The 21,436-nt window shown below is 62.8% G+C and carries 19 protein-coding genes and 1 tRNA gene; 11 read left to right on the forward strand and 9 right to left on the reverse strand.

Annotated elements, in window-relative coordinates; genetic code table 11:
* Positions 1-68 precede the first annotated feature (68 nt).
* Both EJ076_RS09130 and EJ076_RS09135 read right to left on the reverse strand, forming a co-directional pair.
* Positions 69-144, reverse strand: a tRNA-Phe gene (locus EJ076_RS09130).
* Positions 145-468: 324 nt separating this feature from the next.
* The gene (locus tag EJ076_RS09135) at positions 469-1,362 is read right to left on the reverse strand and encodes a helix-turn-helix domain-containing protein (RefSeq protein ID WP_206438773.1); all 894 of its coding nucleotides are present in this window, start codon (positions 1,360-1,362) and stop codon (positions 469-471) included.
* An 85-nt stretch (positions 1,363-1,447) separates the two neighbouring features.
* Between EJ076_RS09135 and EJ076_RS09140 the strand changes: the two genes are divergently transcribed.
* The 5 genes from EJ076_RS09140 (at position 1,448) to EJ076_RS09160 (ending at position 7,736) form a co-directional block, all read left to right on the forward strand.
* Positions 1,448-2,719: an ABC transporter substrate-binding protein gene (locus tag EJ076_RS09140; RefSeq protein ID WP_109670578.1), complete on the forward strand. Its 1,272-nt coding sequence runs from the start codon at positions 1,448-1,450 to the stop codon at positions 2,717-2,719.
* Between the two features lie 154 nt (positions 2,720-2,873).
* Complete coding sequence (locus EJ076_RS09145) at positions 2,874-3,734, forward strand: sugar ABC transporter permease (RefSeq protein ID WP_109670576.1); 861 nt, start codon at positions 2,874-2,876, stop codon at positions 3,732-3,734.
* Positions 3,731-4,567: a carbohydrate ABC transporter permease gene (locus EJ076_RS09150; RefSeq protein ID WP_126067668.1), complete on the forward strand. Its 837-nt coding sequence runs from the start codon at positions 3,731-3,733 to the stop codon at positions 4,565-4,567. The genes EJ076_RS09145 and EJ076_RS09150 overlap by 4 nt, the downstream gene beginning before the upstream one ends.
* A gap of 11 nt (positions 4,568-4,578) precedes the next feature.
* Entirely contained in the window at positions 4,579-5,673 is a 1,095-nt protein-coding gene (ugpC, locus tag EJ076_RS09155; RefSeq protein WP_126067669.1) for a sn-glycerol-3-phosphate ABC transporter ATP-binding protein UgpC, read from the forward strand.
* Positions 5,674-5,708: 35 nt separating this feature from the next.
* Positions 5,709-7,736 (forward strand): aldo/keto reductase, encoded by a 2,028-nt coding sequence (locus EJ076_RS09160; RefSeq protein WP_126067670.1) that lies wholly within the window; start codon positions 5,709-5,711, stop codon positions 7,734-7,736.
* Between the two features lie 27 nt (positions 7,737-7,763).
* Here the strand turns inward: EJ076_RS09160 and EJ076_RS09165 are convergent, their stop codons facing one another.
* Positions 7,764-8,627 carry an AraC family transcriptional regulator gene (locus EJ076_RS09165; protein WP_126067671.1) on the reverse strand — a complete coding sequence of 288 codons (864 nt, stop codon included), beginning with the start codon at positions 8,625-8,627 and terminating at the stop codon, positions 7,764-7,766.
* A 246-nt stretch (positions 8,628-8,873) separates the two neighbouring features.
* Between EJ076_RS09165 and EJ076_RS09170 the strand changes: the two genes are divergently transcribed.
* The 6 genes from EJ076_RS09170 to EJ076_RS09195 all read left to right on the forward strand — a co-directional run bounded on the left by EJ076_RS09170 (position 8,874) and on the right by EJ076_RS09195 (position 17,912).
* Positions 8,874-10,340 carry an alpha-glucosidase/alpha-galactosidase gene (locus EJ076_RS09170; protein WP_126067672.1) on the forward strand — a complete coding sequence of 489 codons (1,467 nt, stop codon included), beginning with the start codon at positions 8,874-8,876 and terminating at the stop codon, positions 10,338-10,340.
* 134 nt (positions 10,341-10,474) lie between these two features.
* Positions 10,475-12,559: an ABC transporter substrate-binding protein gene (locus tag EJ076_RS09175; protein WP_126067673.1), complete on the forward strand. Its 2,085-nt coding sequence runs from the start codon at positions 10,475-10,477 to the stop codon at positions 12,557-12,559.
* Positions 12,560-12,693: 134 nt separating this feature from the next.
* On the forward strand, positions 12,694-13,701 hold the full coding sequence (locus EJ076_RS09180) for an ABC transporter permease (protein ID WP_126067674.1): 1,008 nt from the start codon (positions 12,694-12,696) through the stop codon (positions 13,699-13,701).
* Positions 13,702-14,841, forward strand: coding sequence for an ABC transporter permease (locus tag EJ076_RS09185; RefSeq protein ID WP_126067675.1), 1,140 nt, complete (start codon positions 13,702-13,704; stop codon positions 14,839-14,841).
* A gap of 10 nt (positions 14,842-14,851) precedes the next feature.
* The gene (locus EJ076_RS09190) at positions 14,852-16,519 is read left to right on the forward strand and encodes an ABC transporter ATP-binding protein (protein ID WP_126067676.1); all 1,668 of its coding nucleotides are present in this window, start codon (positions 14,852-14,854) and stop codon (positions 16,517-16,519) included.
* A gap of 19 nt (positions 16,520-16,538) precedes the next feature.
* Positions 16,539-17,912 carry an alpha-glucosidase/alpha-galactosidase gene (locus EJ076_RS09195; RefSeq protein ID WP_126067677.1) on the forward strand — a complete coding sequence of 458 codons (1,374 nt, stop codon included), beginning with the start codon at positions 16,539-16,541 and terminating at the stop codon, positions 17,910-17,912.
* A 13-nt stretch (positions 17,913-17,925) separates the two neighbouring features.
* Here EJ076_RS09195 and yacG read toward each other — a convergent pair whose 3' ends face one another.
* The 6 genes from yacG to hisD form a co-directional block, all read right to left on the reverse strand.
* Positions 17,926-18,123, reverse strand: a complete 198-nt coding sequence (yacG, locus tag EJ076_RS09200) for a DNA gyrase inhibitor YacG (RefSeq protein WP_126067678.1) — start codon at positions 18,121-18,123, stop codon at positions 17,926-17,928.
* Entirely contained in the window at positions 18,120-18,749 is a 630-nt protein-coding gene (locus tag EJ076_RS09205; protein ID WP_023809261.1) for a Maf-like protein, read from the reverse strand. The genes yacG and EJ076_RS09205 overlap by 4 nt, the downstream gene beginning before the upstream one ends.
* Before the next feature lie 21 nt (positions 18,750-18,770).
* Positions 18,771-18,989: a translation initiation factor IF-1 gene (gene infA, locus EJ076_RS09210; RefSeq protein ID WP_006200926.1), complete on the reverse strand. Its 219-nt coding sequence runs from the start codon at positions 18,987-18,989 to the stop codon at positions 18,771-18,773.
* A gap of 199 nt (positions 18,990-19,188) precedes the next feature.
* Positions 19,189-19,659 (reverse strand): low molecular weight phosphatase family protein, encoded by a 471-nt coding sequence (locus tag EJ076_RS09215; protein WP_109670560.1) that lies wholly within the window; start codon positions 19,657-19,659, stop codon positions 19,189-19,191.
* Positions 19,647-20,132 carry a UPF0262 family protein gene (locus EJ076_RS09220; protein WP_109670558.1) on the reverse strand — a complete coding sequence of 162 codons (486 nt, stop codon included), beginning with the start codon at positions 20,130-20,132 and terminating at the stop codon, positions 19,647-19,649. Before EJ076_RS09220 ends, EJ076_RS09215 begins: the two co-directional genes overlap by 13 nt.
* A 6-nt stretch (positions 20,133-20,138) precedes the next feature.
* On the reverse strand, positions 20,139-21,431 hold the full coding sequence (hisD, locus tag EJ076_RS09225) for a histidinol dehydrogenase (protein WP_109670556.1): 1,293 nt from the start codon (positions 21,429-21,431) through the stop codon (positions 20,139-20,141).
* Positions 21,432-21,436: the final 5 nt, after the last annotated feature.

Below are 21,436 nucleotides of genomic sequence, written 5' to 3' on the forward strand. Positions count from 1 at the left end.
CGGCGCTTTCCGTCCAACTTTCCGCCTGGTTCCCGTTTCCTCGGATGCCCTTCCCGAGAGATGGGTGATGGTGCCCAGAGGCGGATTCGAACCACCGACACGCGGATTTTCAGTCCGCTGCTCTACCAACTGAGCTATCTGGGCCTGTTCCGGCAAACGAAAACTCGTTGACCGGATTTCATGAAGGCGCCGTGGGGCGCCCCTTGAAAGCGCGTGGGTTATAGCACGGGAATTCGGCCTGTCCAGCGCCTAGGTGGCGATTTCAGACAGGAAAAGCGATGCCGTGTAATACCCCGGTTTCCATGCTGCTTGCATGGCCGGAATGGCGCACGGCATGGCACGATCCGGCCTTCGTCACCCTTGCCCGCGTCGCTGTTGCGGGCTCAAATGCCATGTCACGGCTTTTAGCCGGCGATCGAGGCACAGCAATGCTTTCGCGGCACCAGGCGCGCGGCAAGTAGTCATCGCCTATCTGGCGCCGGTCACGCCTCTGCGAAAATCGGAGGGCGACATGCCAGCCAGCTTGCGGAATGACTTGTTGAAGGCGCTGAGCGAACCGAAGCCCGAATCCATGGCGACGCGCAGCACATTGGCGTCCTGATGCATCAAAAGCGCCTGCGCGTAGCTCAACCGCAGCAGGTTGACATATTCGTTGAGCGTCATGCCGGTGGATTTCTTGAACAGGCTCATGGCGTATTTGGGGTGAATGTCGGCGGCGGCAGCGATGTTCACGCAATCGATGTCGTAGAGGAAGTTCTCGGCGATGAAATCGCACATGCGCCCGACATTGCGCGACGATTGCTGGTCGAAGGGGCTGCCCGCCTCCTGCCCGGGCGCGGTTTCGGGCACGAGCCGGTAGGGCTCGAACCGCACCCGCTCCAACCTGAGCAGCAATTCGTTGACGGCGTGTTCCGCCTTGGCCTGGTCGCCGGACCGTGCGTAGCGGTTCCAGCGCTCGAAATTATGGTTGTCGGACTGGTCGGTGGCGCCGGTCACCAGCGTGGCGCCCGTCATCAGCCGGTGCCTTATGTCCGTTGGCAGGTGCAGGCGAAAAAAATGCACCAGCGGCAGATGCGCTCCGGCATAGATGGCGTCGTCGGACAAATCGTCCATCTGGTGCGGCAGGCCACCCCAGAACAGGCACATCTCGCCGGCCGAAAGCGAAATCTCGTGGTCGTTCATGCGGTAATGCACGCTGCCGCGCACGATGAAATTCACCTCGACCTGGGCGTGCCAATGTGGCTTGAGCATCACGAGGGGATTGGTGTGAAACATCTGCAGGAGCAGTGGCAGGCCTTCCACGCTGCTGGCGCCAGGCTGGTAAAACGGCCGCTCAGGCATCTTACTTTCCGCCAATTTCATATTCCCTTTGACGGCGACAGGCCCTGCCCACTGCATAGTCTAGCCACGCTCACAGTGAGAGAGCAAATGAAATGGGAGGATTTCTATGCGCATCACAATGACCTGCGCCGCGCTCGCGCTTGCCCTGGGCTCAGCCCCGGCCTTTGCGCAATCCGGCGAAATCACCATCTGGAGCTGGAACGTCGCGGCTTCGTCGCTGAAGGCGACCATTGCCGGCTTCAACAAGCAATTTCCCGACGTCAAGGTCACGGTCCAGGATCTCGGCAACCAGCCGACCTACGACAAGTCGATCGCCGGCTGCGCCGCCGGCGGCGTCGGCCTGCCGGACATAGTCACCATCGAGAACGGTGAGGCCGAGAATTACTGGAGCCAGTTCCCCGACTGCTTCGTCGACCTGCATACGCTGGGCTACACCGCCGAGGACCAGGCGAAATTCCCCGACTTCAAACGCACCGAGCTCGAAGTCGGCGACAAGGCCTACTCGATGCCGTGGGATTCGGGCCCGGTCGCCGCCTTCTATCGTCGCGACTTCTACGAAAAGGCTGGCGTCGATCCGGCGTCGATCAAGACCTGGGATGATTTCATCGCCGCCGGCAAGAAGATCCAGGCCGCCAACCCGGGCGTCACGATGACCAACGCCGATTTCAACGGCGACTCGGAATTCTTCCGCATGATCTCCAACGAGCAGGGCTGCGCCTACTTCGCCGCCGACGGCCAGTCGATCACGGTCAACCAGCCGAAATGCGTCGACGCCATGACCAAGGTCAAGGAGATGAAGGACGCCGGCATCATCTCGTCGGCGGACTGGGGCACCAAGATCACCAACAACACCGCCGGCACCGTCGCCACCCAGATCTATGGTGGCTGGTATGAAGGCACCATTCGCACCGAATCGGCCGGTGAAAACGGCAAATGGGGCGTCTATCTGATGCCGAGCCTCACCGCCGACGGGCCGCGCGCCGCCAATCTCGGTGGTTCTTCGCTGGCCATCACATCGGCGTCCAAGAACAAGGAGGCTGCCTACGCCTATCTGAAATACACGCTGGGAACCAATGAAGGCCAGATCACGATGCTGAAGGAGTTCGGCCTGGTGCCGTCGCTGGTGTCGGCGCTCAATGACCCCTATGTCTCGCAAGGCTTGCCCTACTGGGGCGGCCAGGCGGTGTGGAAGGACATTCTGGGCACCTTGCCCAAGGTTGTTCCGAGCCGCGGCACGCCGTTCCAGAGCGATGCCGAAATCATCGTCCGTGCCGTGCAGACCAAATATCTGGGCGGCGGCTATCCGGACGCCAAGGCGGCGCTCGACGACGCCGCAAGCCAGATCGCGGCGGCGACCGGATTGCCCGTCAAGTCATGACCTCCCAAGCCGGGTCCGGGGCAGGCGCTTGCGCCGCCCGGACCCGATCTCGCGCGCTCCTTGCGGGGCGTGTGATGGCTTGCATTTTCTGACAAACCGGCTCCGCTGCTGCGGGGGCATAGAATGAAACGTCGACGGATGAAGGAGGAGGAAGATGCGCAACCGCAACGCCACGGCCTATCGCTTCCTCACGCCCTATCTGCTGATCTTTGCAGTCTTCTGGGTGTGGCCGATCATCAGCTCCTTCATGATCTCCTTCCAGGCGACGCGCACCGTGCCGTGGCGGTTCGCGCCAGGCTTCAACTGGGGGCGATTAATCGGCGATCCGGCCTTCTTCAACGCGCTGAAGAACACGCTGCTCATCCTTGTCATCCAGGTGCCGGTGATGATCTCGCTGGCGCTCGTCATGGCAGTGCTTTTGAACTCGCCGTTGCTCAAGGCGCGCGGCCTCTATCGCTTTGCCTTCTTCGCCCCGGTGGTGGTCGGCGAAGTTGCCTACTCGGCGGTGTTCCGGCTGATGTTCAACCTCGATTTCGGCATCATCAACAAGCTCCTGAACAGCGTCGGCCTGCCCAAGATCGACTGGTTCTCCAACGTCACGCCGGCCATGGCGCTGATCATGATCGCGGTGACCTGGCGCTGGGCCGGTTACAACGCCATCATCCTGCTCGCCGGCATGCAGTCCATTCCCGAAGATGTCTACGAGGCGGCGACGCTCGACCGTGTCAGCAAGCTCAAGCAGTTCTTCTACATCACCCTGCCGCTGCTGAAGCCGGTCATCGTGTTCTGCCTCGTGCTGTCGATCATCGGCACCATGCAGCTGTTCACCGAGCCCTTCCTGATCACCGAGCGCGGCGGACCGGGCGGCGGCACGGAGACGCTTGGCCTACTGCTCTACCGCCAGGGTTTTCGGTCGCTCAATTTCGGCTATGCCTCGGCCGTTGCCTACACCATGGCCGGGCTGGCGATCGCCATCACGCTGGCGCAGCTGTGGCTGACGAGGGAACCGAAATGAGTTCGCGCTCCTCCGCCAGACTGGGACGCAGCATCGCCCTGCATCTGTTCCTGACGCCGCTGGCGCTGATCTGGCTGTTTCCGCTGTGGATGATGGTGGTCTTCTCGACCATGCCGGACAACGGCATCTTCAGCCCCGGCATCGAGCTTTTGCCGCACGGCAATTTCATCGACAATTTCAACAATCTGCAGCGTGACACCAATTTCGTCGGCGCCATCGGCATTTCGGTCTCGGTGGCGGTGACCTACACTGTCCTGTCGGTGCTGCTGACATCGATGGCCGGCTGGGCGCTGGCCCGCTACCAGTTTTTCGGCAAGGGCGTGGTTGTCGCCATCATCCTGGGCACCATCACGCTCCCCTATGCGGTCGTGCTGATCCCGCAATTCATCATGGTGGCGCGCGACTTCAAGCTCGCCAACACCTGGGTGGCGCTGATCGTGCCGCCGCTGTTCAACTCGCTCGGCGTGCTGTTCATGCGGCAGAGTTTTTCGATGATGCCGGACGACCTCTTCGACGCGGCGCGCGTCGAAGGCGTCAAGGAATGGCGCATCTTCCTTTTCGTCGCGCTGCCTTTGGCGCGGCCGATGCTTGCCGCACTTGCCATCATCCTGTTCCTCGCCTCCTGGAACAATTATCTGTGGCCGCTTTTGATCAACAGCCAGCCCGGTTCGATGACAGCGCCGGTGGCGCTAGGCACGCTGATCGGCCTCACCAAGGTGTCATGGGGCGGCATCATGGCGGGCGCGGTGATGCTGACGGTGCCGATGCTCGTCGTCTTCGTGCTGCTGCAGCGCCATTTCATCGCCGGCATCGCCGCCGGCGCGGTCAAGTAAACAGGATCAGCATGGCAACTGTCACGCTCAACAATGTCGTCAAGCGCTTCGGTGTCTTCGAGGTCGTCCACGGTGCCAGCATCGACATCAAGGACGGCGAATTCGTTGTCTTCGTCGGCCCTTCCGGCTGCGGAAAATCGACGCTGCTCAGGATGATCGCTGGGCTTGAGGACATCAGCGGTGGCGAGATCGCCATCGGCGGCAAGGTGGTGAACGATGTCGAGCCGGCCGACCGCGGCATCGCCATGGTGTTCCAGTCCTACGCACTCTATCCGCACATGAACGTCGAGCAGAATCTGAGCTTCGGGCTGAGGATGACCGGCAATCCCAAGGCCGATACCGACCGGCGAGTGAAGCGGGCGTCCGAGATACTGCGCATCAGCGAATTGATGGACAGGCGCCCGAAAAAACTCTCCGGCGGCCAGCGCCAGCGCGTCGCCATCGGCCGCGCCATCGTGCGCGAACCGCAGGTGTTTCTGTTCGACGAGCCGCTCTCCAATCTCGACGCCGAATTGCGCGTCCAGATGCGGGTCGAGATCTCTCGGCTGCACAAAGAACTCGGCGCCACCATGATCTATGTCACGCACGACCAGACCGAGGCGATGACACTCGCCGACAGGATCGTCGTGCTGCGCGCCGGCCATATCGAGCAGATCGGCCGGCCGCTCGATCTCTACGACAATCCCGACAATCAGTTCGTGGCGGGCTTTGTCGGTTCGCCGAAGATGAACTTCATCAACGGCCGTATTGTCGGGCACGATGCGCGTGGTGTCGTGGTCGAGCTGGCGGGTCAGGAGAAGACCCGTATCGTGCAACCGCTGACGGGCGCCGCACCCGAAGCAGGCGGCCCAAAAATCGGAAGCAAGGTCATTGTCGGTGTGCGGCCTGAACATTTCGGCAATGCCGGAGAGGGCGACACCGACCTTGTGGTTGCCATCGACGTGGTCGAGCACCTGGGCGGCACAAGTTTCCTCTATGCCAGAACGGCCAACGGCGACGACGTGGTGATCCAGCGCGACGCGGCAAAGGTCCCTGACACGCCCGAGATTACCGTTTCCATCCGCAAATCCTACCTGTTCGACGAAAAAGGGCTGCGGCTGCGCTGACCGCCGGCCCTTTCCAGCCTTCAAGGAGAATGACAATGAACGCAACCACGCCCATTCGCTGGGGCATTCTCGGCCCGGGCAGCATCGCCCAGTCCTTTGCCGGTGGCGTGGCCGCTTCGCGCACTGGAAAACTGGTCGCCATCGGCGCGCGAAATCCCGGCAAGCCCGGCCTCGCCGAGAGTTTTCCCGGTGCCCGCATCCTCGACGGCTACGACGCGCTACTCGCCGATCCCGACATCGACGCCGTCTACATTTCGATACCGCATCCCGGTCATGCGCAATGGGCGATCAAGGCGGCGGAAGCGGGAAAGCATGTGCTGTGCGAAAAGCCGCTTGCGCTGACCGCCTTCGAGGCCGACGCCATGATCCATGCCGCGCGCAAGGCCGGCACGTTCCTCGGCGAAGCCTTCATGTACCGGCTGCATCCGCAGACGCTGAAGCTGGTGGAGCTGATCAGGTCTGGTGTCATTGGCGACATCAGGATGATCAAGTCTAGTTTCGGCTTCGCCATGCCGGGCTTCATGCCGCAGCACCGGCTCTATGCCAACGATCTCGCCGGCGGCGGCATTCTCGACGTCGGCGGCTATCCCGTCTCGATGGTGCGGCTGATTGCCGGCGCCGCAGTCGGAAAACCTTTCGCTGAGCCAGACAAAGTGGTCGGCACCGCCCATCTTGGCCAGTCCGGCGTCGACGAATGGGCCTCCGCGCTGCTGCATTTCCCAGGTGGCATTGTCGCCGAAGTCTCCTGCAGCATCTCGCTCAACCAGGACAATGTCTTGCGCATCCTGGGCACCAAAGGCCGCATCGAAGTGCCGGACTTCTGGTTCGCCGGCGGCAACCGTGATGTCGGCCTCGGCCAGATCGACGTGATCGCATCCGATGGCGCGCGTGAGACCATCAGCGTCAACGAGAAGCGCCATGTCTATTCCTTCGAAGTCGATGCCGCCGGTGAGGCCATCCGCGCCGGGCGGCAGGAGTTCGCCTGGCCGGGCATGGCGTGGGCGGAGAGCCTCGGCACCTTGCGCGTGCTGGACAGATGGCGCGCGGCAGCCGGCCTCGAATACGGGATCGAGAAGGCCCAACAACGCGTCAACACCATCTCCGGCCGGCCTTTGCGGTCCGGCGGCACGGCGATCGCCAAGCGAACGATCCCTGGCCTGTCGAAGCCGGCGTCGGTGGTGGCGCTCGGCTTCGAGGATTTCCGCACCTTCTCCTCGGGTTCGATCCTGCTCGATGCCTTTTTCGAGGCCGGAGGTAATCTCTTCGACACTGGCTATGTCTATGGCGGCGGCTACACTGAGAAGCTGCTCGGCGAGTGGCTGAAAAACCGCGGCGTGCGCGCGCAATCGGTGGTCATCGCCAAGGGCGCGCATTCGCCGCTCTGCTATCCCGATATGATCGGCAAGCAGCTCGACCAGTCGCTCGACCGCCTGCAGACCGACCATGTCGATGTCTATTTCATGCACCGCGACAATCCGGATGTGCCTGTCGGCGAATTCGTCGATGCGATGGATCGCGAGGTGAAGGCTGGCCGCATCCGCGGCCCGTTCGGCGGCTCGAACTGGACGATGGAACGCATGGACGAGGCGATTGCCTATGCCGAACGCACCGGCAAGCAAAAGCCCGGCGCGCTGTCCAACAATTTCTCGCTGGCCGAAATGCTGGAGCCGATCTGGGCAGGCTGCGTCACTGCGTCCAGCGATGCCTGGAAGACCTGGCTGACATCTAGGCAGATGCCGAACTTCGCCTGGTCAAGCCAGGGGCGTGGCTTCTTCACCGATCGCGCCGGGCGCGACAAGCGCGACAATGAGGAACTGGTGCGGGTGTGGTACTCGGAGCGGAATTTCGGCCGCCGCGACAGGGCGATCGAACTTGCCGCGAGACTGGGCAAGAGCCCGATCCATATTGCGCTGGCCTATGTGCTCGCTCAGCCGTTCCCATCCATCCCGCTGATCGGGCCACGCACGCTGGACGAACTCGATGACAGTCTGCGCGCCCTCGACATCACGCTGTCGCAAGCCGATCTCGAATGGCTGGATGGCGGCAGCCGGCGCGCTGCCTAGCCAGTTGCCTGTCTAACAGTGGCGGTGTCAGGCCTCCCTGACGCCGCGCCGTGCCGGGGTTCTCAAATTGGCATACATGCCGGTGGTGCGGAATTGGCTCGGCGTGATGCCGTAGCAGCGGCGGAAGACCTTCGAAAAATAGTTGGCGTCCTCGAAACCGCACAGGATGGCGACTTCCTTCACCGGCAGGAAATCCGCCTTGGTCAGCAGCTTTGCCGCCCGTTGCAGGCGCTGCTGCAGCACGAACTCGGCGGGCGGCAGGCCTTCGCTTTCGGCGAAGCAGCGCGAGAAATGGGCCCGGCTGAGGCCACTGATCTGAACCAGGTCCGCCACCGGCAGCGGCCGGTCGAGATTGGCGTTGATGTGATCGATGACCGGCTGCATGACGCTCTGTTTTTCGGCAAAGGCATGTGAGCCGAAGACATCGTCATAGAGCGCCATCGCCGCCTCGTAAGCGACGGCGGACGCAGCCCCCGGCGAAGCGGCTCCTTTGATCAGACGCAGGCTGCAATCGGCAAGATGATCGATCGTCGCCGGTTGCAGCCGAAATACCGGACCCGAGACGCTGAGGATCGACTTGTGGATGCGCAGCGCCTCCTCGCCGTTCATCGAAATCCAGAAATATTCCCAGCGCTCGTCCCCGGCCAGCCAGTAGCGGTGGTTGTGCGGCACCAGCACCAGCAAGGTGTCGTTCTTCTGCAGGCGGTAGTTGCGGTTCTCGTAGCGCAGCCGGCCGGTTCCGCTGATCGTGTGCTGGAGCACGGTGAACGGCGTCTGGCCGCGCCTGCGCCCATCCCAGTCGTAGATTTCGTCCTCGCGCACCTCGTAGCCCGTGCTCGTCGGCATGGCGTGCAGGCGCTGGCGGCCGCGCGGCAGCGAGATCGTGCGCATGGACTGTCCGTTGGCGATCAAATCTTGCAGCACAAAATTACCCTTGAAAGCATAATCCTTCTCTGGTCGCGCTCGCGAATAAGCGCATAATCCCCGTCGAAAAGCGAGAGAGATCCGCAGTCGAGGAGCGGACAGGGAGGTTGGCGAGCCGGATTCCGGCTTGTCCTGTATACATGTCGCGGCATGTGGCTACAGCTTCCCATTGTCATTCCTTGTCTGCCATGTGAACGGAATGAGGTGCGGCTGATGAGTTTCAAAATCGCTATCATCGGTGCCGGCAGCGTCGGCTTCACCAAGAAATTGTTCACCGATATCCTCTGCGTACCCGAGTTCAAGGACATCGAATTCGCGCTGACCGATATCAGTGAGCACAATCTCCAGATGATCAAGGCGATCCTCGACAGGATCGTCGAGGCGAACAGATTGCCGACCAGGGTGACGGCGACCACCGACCGCCGCAAGGCGCTCGAAGGCGCACGCTACGTCATCAGCTGCGTACGGGTCGGCGGTCTCGAAGCCTATGCCGACGATATCCGCATTCCCCTGAAATACGGCATCGACCAATGCGTCGGCGACACGATCTGCGCTGGCGGCATTCTCTATGGCCAGCGCAACATTCCGGTGATCCTGGATTTCTGCAAGGACATGCGCGAGGTCGCCGAGACCAACGTCAAATTCCTGAACTACGCCAACCCGATGGCGATGAACACCTGGGCAGCGATCGAATACGGCAAGGTCGACACGGTCGGGCTCTGCCACGGCGTCCAGCACGGCGCCGAACAGATTGCCGAGGTGCTCGGCGCGAAGTCCAGACAGGAGCTCGACTATGTCTGTTCCGGCATCAACCACCAGACCTGGTTCATCGACCTGCGCCTCAATGGCCGCAAGATCGGCAAGGACGAGCTGGTCGCCGCCTTCGAGGCGCATCCGGTCTATTCCCAGCAGGAGAAGCTGCGCATCGATGTCCTGAAGCGCTTCGGCGTCTATTCGACCGAAAGCAACGGCCATCTGTCCGAATATCTGCCCTGGTACCGCAAACGCCCCGACGAGATCACGCGCTGGATCGATATGTCCGACTGGATCCACGGCGAGACGGGCGGCTATCTCCGCCACTCCACCGAAACCCGCAACTGGTTCGAGACGGAATATCCGCAGTTCCTCCAAGCGGCGTCACAGCCGATCGATCCCGGGAAGCGCTCCAACGAGCATGCCAGCCACATACTGGAGGCGCTGGAGACCAACCGCGTCTATCGCGGCCACTTCAACGTCAGGAACAATGGGGTGATCACCAACCTGCCGCAGGACGCCATCATCGAGTCGCCCGGCTTCGTCGACCGTTTCGGCATCAACATGGCCGCCGGCATCACCCTGCCGGAAGCCTGCGCCGCCACCTGCATTGCCTCGATCAACGTCCAGCGCATGTCGGTGCATGCCGCGATATCAGGCGACATCGATCTGCTGAAGCTCGCCGTGCTGCATGATCCCCTGGTCGGCGCGGTTTCGACCCCGGAGGAGGTCTGGCAGATGGTCGATGAAATGGTCGTCGCCCAGGCGGCCTGGCTGCCGCAATATGCCCATGCGGTTCCGGCCGCCAGGGAACGGCTGTCGACATCGGCGGTAAAGACCCGCGAGTGGGCGGGCGCCGCGCGGCGCAGCGTTCGCTCGATCGAGGAATTGCGCGCCGAAAAAGCAGCGCTGAAACAAGCTGGCTGAAGCGGGCAGGTTGAAACCTCATGCGGTGATGGTGGATCTACGGGAGGCGGATCCACTGCCACGAAGCCGTTTTGAGTTCGAGGAGAAGCGGAGCAGGTGCAAACGCTCCGGAACAAACAAGAGGGAGAGAGACAGTGAGGAATTTACGCAATATCGGCCTTGCTGCCGGACTGGCGCTGAGCGTCTCGGGTTCGGCACTCAGTGCATACGCTTCCGAGCCGACGGTTCCGCCGGCGCCGACACCATTTCCCGCCGAGGGCAAGATCAAATATGTCGCGCGCGATTCCATTCTGGAGTTCAAGGCGCTCCCGCAATATCACGAGCCCGACTGGATCACCGAGAAATACGTCAAGACCGGCAAGTTGCCGCCGGTGAAAGACAGGCTGCCGAAAGAACCGCTGGTCTTCAAGACGGGTAACATGCAGGACGGCATCGGCGTCTATGGCGATACGATGCGCCATGTCATCGGCGGGCGGCCGGAAGGCTGGAACTACGGCGCCGGCCAGACGCAAGGCTGGGGCGGCATCGACATCGGCCTTTCCGAATGCCTGACGCGCACCGCGCCGCTGTTCCAGGTCGAGGCGAAGGACACCGAGCCGCTGCCGAACCTGGCCAGGAGCTGGGACTGGTCGAGCGATGGCCACAAGCTCACCATGCATCTGGTCGAAGGGGCGAAGTGGTCGGACGGCGTTGCCTTCAACGCCGACGATGTCATGTTCTATTGGGACGACGAGGTCGTTGATCCCAATGTCTCGCCGCTGAACGGTGCCACACAGGAAACCTTCGGTGTCGGCACGACGCTGAAGAAGATCGACGACTACACCGTCGAGTGGACCTTCAAGGAGGCGTTTCCGAAACAATATCTCTATGCGATGGCCTACGGCACCTTCTGTCCCGGTCCCGCGCACATATTGAAGCCGCAGCATCCGAAATATTCGAAGAACACCTACGACCTGTTTAAGAACGCCTTTCCGCCGGAATTCATGAACATGCCGGTGATGGGCGCCTGGGTGCCGGTCGAGTACCGGCCGGACGACATCATCGTCATGCGCCGCAACCCCTACTATTGGAAGGTCGACGAGAAGGGCAACCAGCTGCCTTACCTCAACGAGCTGCAATACAAGCTGTCGACCTGGGCCGACCGCGACGTCCAGGCGGTTGCCGGCTCGGCCGACTTCTCCAATCTGGAGCAGCCGGAAAACTTCGTCGCCTCGCTGAAGCGCGCTGCGGAGGCAAATGCGCCCGCACGCCTGGCCTTTGGCCCGCGGCTCATCGGTTACAATCTGCGCATGAATTTTTCCGCCAATGGCTGGGGCAACCCGGACGAACGCGGGCAAGCTGTGCGCGAGCTGAACCGCAACGAGGACTTCCGCAAGGCCGTCACCATGGCGCTCGACCGCAAGGCGCTCGGCGACTCGCTGGTCAAGGGTCCGTTCACCGCCATCTATGCCGGCGGCCTGTCGTCAGGCACCAGTTTCTATGACCGCGATTCGACCGTCTACTACCCCTTCGACCTCGAGGGCGCCAAGGCGGAGCTCGCCAAGGCCGGCCTCAAGGATACGGACGGCGACGGTTTCGTGAACTTCCCGGCCGGCACCGCCGGCGGCAAGAACGTCGAGGTCGTGATGCTGGTCAACAACGACTACACAACCGACAAGAGCCTTGCCGAAGGCGTCGTCGCCCAGATGGAAAAGCTCGGAATTCGGGTCGTGCTCAACGGGCTCAACGGCACCCAGCGCGACGCCTCGCAATATTCCGGCCGCTTCGACTGGCTGGTCCGGCGCAACGACCAGGAACTGACATCGGTGGTGCAGAACACCGAGCAACTCGCTCCCGTTGGTCCGAAGACCAGCTGGAACCACCGCGCGCCCGAAAGCGGCGAGGTAGACTTGATGCCTTTCGAAAAGGACCTCGTCGATATCGTCAACAAGTTCGTCTCGTCCGAGGACAATGACCAGCGCGCGAGCTTGATGAAGCAGTTCCAGAAGATTTCGACGGAACACGTCTACAATGTCGGCCTGACGGAATATCCTGGCGCGCTGATCATCAACAAGCGCTTCTCGAACATTCCGCAGGGCACGCCGATCTTCATGTTCAACTGGGCCGAGGATTCAATCATCCGCGAACGGGTCTTTGTCGCCGCCGACAAGCAGGCGAAATACGAATTGTTCCCTGAGGAGCTTCCCGGCAAACCCGGAGACAAAGGCCCGATGGACTAGGAGCCCGATGAGATGAATTAGGTTTACCTCCCTGACCAAGAGAACTCCGGCCGCGCCGCTGGCGCGGTCGGACAAAACCAACCTCCGGACGCAACCAAAAGGCGCGATCGGCGAGACAAGGAAGCGGACCGTCCATGCTGCGATTCCTGCTCACGCGCATAGCGTCGGCAATACCGGTCCTCGCCATTCTGAGCCTGGTCACCTTTGCCATCATCCAGGCGCCGCCGGGCGACTATGCCGACTACATCCGCTCGCAGCTGATCAACCAGGGTGGAGCCTCCTTCGCCGAGGCCGACGCGCAGGCCAAGGCCTATCGCATCGAGCATGGCCTCGATAAGCCGCTGCCCGTGCAGTATCTCAACTGGATCGGCGGCATCATCACCCGCGGCGATTTCGGCTACAGCCTTTACTACAACAAGCCGGTCGCCGATGTGGTCGGCGAGCGCCTGCCGCGCACGCTCATTCTGGCGCTCGTCTGCCATCTGCTGGCCTCGGTGCTCGGCATCACATTCGGCATATGGGCGGCGACCCGGCAATACACCTGGATCGACTCGACGCTGTCGGCCATCTCCTTCCTCGGCATGACGGTGCCGCGCTTCCTGATGGCGCTGATCATCGTCTATCTCATGGTCTTCCAGTTCAACGTGTCGGAGATAGGCAGCTTCTTCTCGCCGCAATATGGCGGCGCTCCGTGGTCGTGGGCCAAATTCGTCGACCTGGTCAGGCATGTCTGGCCGGTCGTGGCGATCGCTACCTTCGGCGGGCTTGCCTACAATATGCGCGTCATGCGCGGCAATCTGCTCGACACGCTGAACGCGCAATATGTCGAGACGGCCAGGGCCAAGGGGCTGACCGGCGCCGCCGTCGTCATGCGCCATGCCGTGCCCAACGCGCTGCACCCGCTCGTCATGTATCAGGGCGTGGTGCTGCCCTACATGCTCACCGGCGAGATCGAGACGGCGATCATCTTCGCGCTGCCGACCGTCGGCCCGGCAATCGTCGGCTCCATGGCTGTCGGCGACGTCTATGTCACCGCCACCTTCATGATGGTCCTGTCGGCGACGCTGATCGTCGGCAACATCATCGCCGACATGCTGCTCGTCCTGCTCGATCCGCGCGTGCGCCAGTTCGGGGAGGGTTAGATGTTGGCGCGCGATCCATCACCGCCACCGCTGCCGGCCGAAGGTCCCATCGTAGCCAAACCGGCGCGCGGCAATGAGAGCTACATCGCGCTGGTCTGGCGCCGGCTGAAGCGCTCCTGGACCGGCATGGCTGGGCTTTGGCTGGTCGTGCTGCTGCTGGTGATGGCCGTGTTCGCCGAGTTCATGGCGCCAATGGACCCGAAGGTCACGGATGTCGGTTTCGCTCCCCCGCAGTTGCCGAGCTTCTATGACAAGGACGGCGGTTTCGTCGCGCGGCCGAGGGTCTATGCGCTGGCCGATTCGGTGGACCTCGATCCGGTCACTTTCCAGCCCGTCGTCGGTCCCGACTATGACCATCCAAGGCTGCTTGGTTTCTTCGTGCATGGCGCGCCCTACAAGCTGTTCGGGCTGTTGCCGGCGGACCGGCATCTGTTCGGCTCGCTGGACGGCCAACCAGTGCATTTCCTCGGCACCGACAAATTCGGCCGTGACGTGCTGTCGCGCGCCATCCATGGTTCGCGTGTCTCGCTGATGATCGCGCTGACGGTCGTCTTCATCATCACCGTCATCGGCACCACCGTCGGCATGGTCTCCGGTTATTTCGGCGGCAGGTTCGATGTCTGGATGCAACGCTTCGTCGAACTGGTGCTCGCCTTCCCGCAGCTGCCGCTCTATCTGGCGCTGACGACGCTGATCCCGGTCACCGCTCCCACCAACGTCTTCCTGGCTTTCGTCATCATCGTCATGTCGGCGTTGGGCTGGGCGCAGATGTCGCGCGAGGTGCGCGGCAAGACGCTGGCGCTGGCGCGGATCGAGTATGTGCGCGCCGCCATGGCGGTCGGCGCCACCGACCGGCGCATCATCATGCAGCACATCTTTCCCAATGTGATGAGCCATGTGATCGTCGCCGTGACGCTGGCGATCCCGACGGTGGTGCTGCTCGAATCCTTCCTCGGTTTCCTCGGCTTCGCCGTCAAGCCGCCGCTGATCTCGTGGGGCCTCATGCTGCAGGACACCGCGACCTATTCCGTCATCGGCACCTATCCCTGGATACTGTCGCCGGTCGGTTTCGTGCTCGTCACCGTCTTTGCCTTCAACGCGCTGGGCGACGGCCTGCGCGACGCCGTCGATCCCTATTGAGGTGGCACAGATGTCCGTCGCGTTCGCCGAATCCTTCGCACCGATCGTCCGCCACGACCATGACGGGCGCCAGGACCAGCCCATCATCGACGCCCGCAATGTCGCGGTGGCCTTCAAGGTCGAGCATGGCGTCGTCGAGGCGGTCAAGGACATCTCGTTCCAGCTCTATCGCGGCGAGACGATAGCGATCGTCGGCGAATCCGGTTCCGGCAAGTCGGTGACGGCGCGCACCGTAATGGGACTGCTGTCGCGACGCGCCACGGTGTCGCCCGGATCGAGCGTTTGCTATGACGGGCAAAACATCCTGAAATTTCCTGAGAACGCCCGCCGCAAGCTGCGCGGCAACCGCATCTCGATGATCTTCCAGGAGCCGATGAGCTCGCTCAACCCGATCTATACGGTCGGCAGCCAGATCGTCGAGGCGATCAGGGTGCATCGCAGGGTCAGCCGCAAGCATGCGTGGGCGCGCGCACTCGAACTTCTGCAGCACGTGCAGATTCCCGATCCTGTCGCGCGGCTCAAGCAGTATCCGCACCAGCTATCGGGCGGGCAACGCCAGCGGGTGATGATCGCCATGGCGCTGGCCAACAATCCCGATGTGCTGATCGCCGATGAGCCGACCACGGCGCTCGATGTCACCGTCCAGGCGCAGATCCTGAACCTGATCCGCAGCCTGCAGAAAGAGCTGCGCATGGCGGTGATCCTGATCACCCACGACCTGACCGTGGTGCGCCAGTTCTCCGACTACGTCTATGTCATGCAGCATGGCGAAATGTGCGAGCACAACGTCACCGAACGGCTTTTCGCCGATCCGCAGCATCCCTATACGAGGCGGCTTCTCGCTTCCGAGCCGCACGGGCAGCCGAAGCCGCTGCCGGAGGGCTGCGGCACCATTCTCGAGGCCAGCGGCGTGCGCGTCTCATTCATGCTGCGCCACGGCACTTTCCTGAAGCCGGATTGGCGAGAGCTGGTCGCCGTCGACGATCTCAGCCTCAGCCTGTGCCGCCATGAGACGCTGGGGCTGGTCGGCGAATCCGGCTCCGGCAAGACCACCTTCGGTCAGGCCCTGCTTAGATTGATAGACGCCAAGCGCGGCGAGATCCGTTTCGACGGCAAGCCGATCCACGGCCTGTCGCGGGCCGAGATGCGGCCGTTGCGCTCGCGCATGCAGATCGTCTTCCAGGATCCGTTCTCCTCGCTCAACCCGCGCATGACGATCGGCCAGATCATCGAGGAAGGGCTGATCGTCAACAGCATAGGGGCGACGCGGCGCGAGCGGGTCGAACGGGTGCGCGATGCGCTGGCCAGCGCCGGCATGCCGGGCGATATACTGTCACGGTTTCCGCACGAATTCTCCGGCGGACAGCGGCAACGCATTGCGATCGCCCGCGCCATCGCGTTGGAACCCGAATTCATCCTGCTCGACGAGCCGACATCGGCGCTCGACCTTTCGGTCCAGGCGCAGATCATCGACCTGCTGCGCAAGCTGCAGGACGAGCGCGGCCTCAGCTACCTCTTCATCTCGCATGACCTCAAGGTGGTGCGTGCGCTATGCCACCGCGTCATCGTCATGCAGAACGGCAAGATCGTCGAGCAGGGCCCCGTCGACGACGTCCTGTCCAATCCCAAGACCGCCTACACCGAACGGCTCGTTAGGGCCGCTTTCGACGTGGCCTGAACACATGCCGGAGGTTAGCATGGCAAGAAATCCCAAGATCACTTTCATCGGCGCCGGCTCCACGGTGTTCATGAAGAACATTGTCGGCGACGTGCTGCAGCGCCCGTCGCTTTCTGGCGCGACCATCGCACTGATGGACGTCAATCCGCAGCGGCTGGAAGAAAGCGCCATCGTCGTCAACAAGCTGATCGCGACGCTCGGCGTCAAGGCGAAGACCGAGACCCATTCGGACCAGCGCAAGGCGCTGGCCGACGCCGATTTCGTCGTCGTCGCCTTCCAGATCGGCGGCTACGAGCCCTGCACGGTCACCGACTTCGAAGTGCCGAAGAAATACGGCCTGCGCCAGACGATCGCCGACACGCTCGGCGTCGGCGGCATCATGCGGGGCCTGAGGACCGTGCCGCATCTGTGGAAGGTCTGCGAGGACATGCTCGCCGTCTGCCCGCAGGCGATCATGCTGCAATATGTCAACCCGATGGCGATCAACACCTGGGCGATATCAGAGAAATATCCTGAGATCCGGCAGGTCGGCCTCTGCCATTCGGTGCAGGGCACGGCAATGGAGCTGGCCCACGACCTCGACCTCCCCTACGAGGAGATCCGGTATCGCTCGGCCGGCATCAACCATATGGCCTTCTATCTCAGCTTCGAGCATCGCCAGCCGGACGGCTCCTACCGCGACCTCTATCCCGATCTCGTGCGCGCCTATCGCGAAGGCCGCGCGCCCAAGCCCGGCTGGAACCCGCGCTGCCCCAACAAGGTGCGCTACGAGATGCTGACGCGGCTCGGCTATTTCGTCACCGAAAGCTCGGAGCATTTCGCCGAATACACGCCCTATTTCATCAAGGACGGCCGCCCGGACCTGATCGAGAAGTACGGCATCCCGCTGGACGAATATCCCAAGCGCTGCATCGAACAGATCGAGCGCTGGAAGGGGCAGGCTGAGGCCTATCGTTCGGCCGATCGCATCGAAGTCGAGCAGTCGAAGGAATATGCCTCCTCTATCATGAATTCGGTCTGGACCGGCGAGCCGTCGGTGATCTACGGCAATGTCCGCAACGACGGCTGCATCACCTCGCTGCCCCGGGATTGCGCCGCCGAGGTGCCGTGCCTGGTCGATGCCTCCGGCATCCAGCCGACCTATATCGGTGACCTGCCGCCGCAATTGACCGCGCTGATCCGCACCAACATCAACGTGCAGGAACTGACGGTGCGGGCGCTGATGAGCGAGAACCGCGAGCACATCTACCATGCGGCGATGATGGACCCGCACACCGCCGCCGAGCTCGATCTCGACCAGATCTGGTCACTGGTGGATGATCTTCTCGCTGCTCATGGTGACTGGTTGCCGGACTGGGCGCGCTTGAAGCGCAAGAACGAGGCCGCCGCCTGATCGGCGCCCAGCCTTAATTCGGAGCGTCGGCGTCCGTCTCTTCCTCGTCGTCGCGGGCCGAGATGACATAGGCGCCCTTCAGCCAGCGGTTGAGGTCGATGTCCTTGCAGCGCGTCGAGCAGAACGGAAAGGTGTCGCGCGCCGAAGGCTTGCCGCATTCGGGGCAGGGGCGCTTTGGGCGCAAGGGCGTGACTTTGGAATCCGAATTCACAGCCGGGTTCCCGCCAGCCAGCCGCCATGCACCTTGAAGCCTTCGCCGCTCAACAGCGCGACGGTCTCATAGAGCGGCAGCCCGACGATGTTGGTGTAGGAGCCGACCAACTTGACGACGAAAGCGCCGGCGAGACCCTGGACGGCGTAGCCGCCGGCCTTGCCGCGCCATTCACCCGAGGCGACATAGGCGTCGATCTCTTCGCGCGGCAGCCGCTTGAAGCGCACCCGCGTCTCGACCAGCCGCTGGCGCAGCTTGCCGCCCGGGGTGATCAGGCAGATGCCGGAATAGACCCGGTGCGAACGGCCCGACAACAGCCCGAGGCAGTTGGCGGCGTCGTCGAGGGTTTCTGCCTTGGGCAGGATGCGCCGCCCGACGGCGACCACAGTGTCCGCGGCCAGTACGAAGCCCGGCGCATAGTCGGCTTCGGTCTTCAGTGACGCGAACGCCTTCTCGGCCTTTTCCTTCGACAGGCGCTTGGCCAGCGAGCGCGGATGCTCTGCACGCAGCGGCGTTTCGTCGACATCGGCCGGCAGTACGCGGTCCGGCTCGATGCCTGCCTGCTGCAACAACTCGATCCGGCGCGGCGAACCCGAGGCAAGCACCAGCTTCTGCAAAATGCTCATCGCGGACCAGTCGGGCTTTGCTTACTTGAAACGATAGGTGATGCGGCCCTTGGTCAGGTCGTATGGCGTCATCTCGACCAGAACCTTGTCGCCGGTCAGCACGCGGATGCGGTTCTTGCGCATGCGGCCGGCCGTATGGGCGATGATTTCGTGTTCGTTTTCGAGCTTTACCCGGAACATCGCGTTGGGCAACAATTCCGTCACGACACCCGGAAACTCGAGGACTTCTTCCTTCGGCATTCGATACCTTTGCTTGGATGGCAGTTCCGGCGCTTAGAGCATGATGCCGAAAAGTGTAAAGCGGTTTTCGGACGACATCATGCTCTACTTCTTGGTTTAGAGGCGGATTCAGATTTCAGGTCGAACAGACCTGAAATCATCCGACTCTAGCCGGAATTTCGGCGGAACCTATATGATAATCGTCCGCTTGTGAACACGCTTAATCCGTCGCGTTTTTTGCCTCTGGAAGCAAGAAACGTCGGCCTATGCGCAACTTCAGGCGCTCGCGCACGTCGCGATAACTAGCCATGATCTGTTCGCGCGTGCCGCCGGCATCGGTCGGGTCCGGCGTCGGCCAGTATTCGACCTCGACGGCGAGCGAGCGGGTGAGTTCGAGTGCCGCGTGGTGCGCCTCCGGCGCTAGCGTGACGATGAGGTCGAAATAGTCGTCCTCGAGATCGTCCATCGTCCTTGGGTGACGTTCGCCCAGCGTGAGGCCCTCTTCGGCCAGCACCGCATCGACGAACGGATCGCGTTCGCCGGCGCGAACGCCGGCCGAAGCGACAAAGATGGTGGCAGGCAGCATCCGCCGCGCCAGTTGCTCTGCCATTGGCGAGCGCACGGCATTCATGCCGCAGAGGAACAGGATCGAACGGGGCAGGGCGCCGGGTGCCAGGGCTAGCCCCGCCAGTGCAGCACGCAGACCAGCGTGAACAGCCGGCGCGCCGTATCGAAATCGATGTCGATCTTGCCGGAGAGCCGGTCCATCAGCGTTTGCGAACCCTCATTGTGCAGGCCGCGGCGGCCCATGTCGATCGCCTCGATGTGGCTCGGCGTCGAGGAGCGGATGGCGTCGTAATAGCTTTCGCAGATCATGTAGTAGTCCTTGACGATGCGCCTCAGCGGCGTCAGCGACAGGATATGGGTGACGACGGCGGCGCCATCCTCGCGCGCCACGGCAAACACCAGGCGCTGCTCGGCCAGCGACAGTTTCAGCCGATAGGGCCCAGGGCCGCTGTCATTGACCGGTTGAAAACTGTTTTCCTCGATCAGGTCGAAGATCGCCACCGCGCGCTCATGCTCGACGTCGGGTGTCGAACGGCCGATCGATTCATCGAGTTCGACATCGATCAGCCTGGCGCGGGTTTGATCGGAGTCCGACATAACGGCCTACATGTTCAGCCGTATGGCGACGGAGCGACCGTGCGCATCAAGGCCTTCCGCCTTGGCGAGCGCAATCGCCGCCGGCGCCAAGATACGCAGCTGCTCCGGTCCAAGCTTGAGGATCGACGTGCGCTTGACGAAATCGAGCACCGACAGGCCGGACGAGAAGCGCGCCGAGCGTGCCGTCGGCAGCACATGGTTGGAGCCGCCGACATAGTCGCCGATGGCTTCCGGCGTGTGGCGGCCGAGAAACACGGCACCCGCATTGCGCATCCGCGACAGGAAACCCTCGGCATCGTCGATGGCGAGTTCGACATGTTCGGCAGCGATGCGGTCGACCAGCGGCAGCGAGGATTCAATGGTTGGAACCAGGATCACGGCACCAAAATCGCGCCAGCTCGCCGCAGCCGTCTCGGCGCGCGGCAGGCTCAGCAGCTGGCGTTCGACCGCCTGTTCGACAGCGATGCCGAAGGCCGGATCGTCGGTGACCAGGATCGACTGCGCCGATGTGTCGTGCTCGGCCTGGGCCAGCAGATCGGCGGCGATCCAGTCCGGATCGTTGCTGCCGTCGGCCACGACGAGCACTTCCGACGGCCCGGCGATCATGTCGATGCCAACGGTGCCGAACACCTGGCGCTTGGCCGCCGCGACATAAGCATTGCCCGGGCCGACGATCTTGGCGACTGGCCTGATCGTCTCGGTTCCGTAGGCAAGAGCTGCGATCGCCTGCGCGCCGCCGACGCGGTAGATTTCCGACACGCCTGATATATCGGCGGCCACCAGCACCAGTGGATTGATGATGCCGCCCGGCGCCGGCACGACCATGACGATGCGCTCGACGCCGGCCACCCTGGCCGGGACAGCGTTCATCAGCACCGAGCTTGGATAGCTCGCCGTGCCGCCCGGCACATAGAGCCCGACCGCCTCGACCGCCGTCCAGCGCCAGCCGAGTTCGACGCCAGCGGCATCCGTATAGCGGTCGTCCTTCGGCCGCTGCCGCTCGTGATGGGAGCGGATGCGGTCGCGCGCGAATTCCAGCGCCTCGATCGTCTTTGGGTCGGCGGCCTTGTAAGCCTGCGCGATGTCGTCCTTCGAGACGGCGATGCCTAGCCCAGCCAGATCGGCGCGATCGAACTTCTGCGAATAGTCGATCAGCGCCGCGTCTCCTTCGGCGCGCACGCGCGCGATAATATCGCGGACCGCGGCATCGACATCGGCCGACACTTCCCGCTTGGTCAGCAGGAAGGCGGCGAAACGCTGCTCGAAATCGGCGTCGGACTGACGAAGCGTGATGGCCATCGGAC

It is taken from the genome of Mesorhizobium sp. M7D.F.Ca.US.005.01.1.1, from assembly GCF_003952545.1.
In the GTDB taxonomy this organism is placed as follows: Bacteria; Pseudomonadota; Alphaproteobacteria; order Rhizobiales; family Rhizobiaceae; genus Mesorhizobium; species Mesorhizobium loti.

Excerpts from the sequence above, each read along its gene's own strand:
- EJ076_RS09180 (WP_126067674.1), top strand. The coding sequence starts at position 12,694 with ATGCTGCGATTCCTGCTCACGCGCATAGCGTCGGCAATACCGGTCCTC.
- EJ076_RS09205 (WP_023809261.1), bottom strand. The coding sequence starts at position 18,749 with ATGAGCATTTTGCAGAAGCTGGTGCTTGCCTCGGGTTCGCCGCGCCGG.
- EJ076_RS09160 (WP_126067670.1), top strand. The coding sequence starts at position 5,709 with ATGAACGCAACCACGCCCATTCGCTGGGGCATTCTCGGCCCGGGCAGC.
- EJ076_RS09170 (WP_126067672.1), top strand. The coding sequence starts at position 8,874 with ATGAGTTTCAAAATCGCTATCATCGGTGCCGGCAGCGTCGGCTTCACC.
- infA (WP_006200926.1), bottom strand. The coding sequence starts at position 18,989 with ATGCCGAAGGAAGAAGTCCTCGAGTTTCCGGGTGTCGTGACGGAATTG.
- hisD (WP_109670556.1), bottom strand. The coding sequence starts at position 21,431 with ATGGCCATCACGCTTCGTCAGTCCGACGCCGATTTCGAGCAGCGTTTC.
- EJ076_RS09195 (WP_126067677.1), top strand. The coding sequence starts at position 16,539 with ATGGCAAGAAATCCCAAGATCACTTTCATCGGCGCCGGCTCCACGGTG.
- EJ076_RS09135 (WP_206438773.1), bottom strand. The coding sequence starts at position 1,362 with ATGAAATTGGCGGAAAGTAAGATGCCTGAGCGGCCGTTTTACCAGCCT.
- ugpC (WP_126067669.1), top strand. The coding sequence starts at position 4,579 with ATGGCAACTGTCACGCTCAACAATGTCGTCAAGCGCTTCGGTGTCTTC.
- EJ076_RS09145 (WP_109670576.1), top strand. The coding sequence starts at position 2,874 with ATGCGCAACCGCAACGCCACGGCCTATCGCTTCCTCACGCCCTATCTG.
- EJ076_RS09165 (WP_126067671.1), bottom strand. The coding sequence starts at position 8,627 with ATGCGCACGATCTCGCTGCCGCGCGGCCGCCAGCGCCTGCACGCCATG.
- EJ076_RS09140 (WP_109670578.1), top strand. The coding sequence starts at position 1,448 with ATGCGCATCACAATGACCTGCGCCGCGCTCGCGCTTGCCCTGGGCTCA.
- EJ076_RS09185 (WP_126067675.1), top strand. The coding sequence starts at position 13,702 with ATGTTGGCGCGCGATCCATCACCGCCACCGCTGCCGGCCGAAGGTCCC.
- EJ076_RS09150 (WP_126067668.1), top strand. The coding sequence starts at position 3,731 with ATGAGTTCGCGCTCCTCCGCCAGACTGGGACGCAGCATCGCCCTGCAT.
- EJ076_RS09220 (WP_109670558.1), bottom strand. The coding sequence starts at position 20,132 with ATGTCGGACTCCGATCAAACCCGCGCCAGGCTGATCGATGTCGAACTC.
- EJ076_RS09190 (WP_126067676.1), top strand. The coding sequence starts at position 14,852 with ATGTCCGTCGCGTTCGCCGAATCCTTCGCACCGATCGTCCGCCACGAC.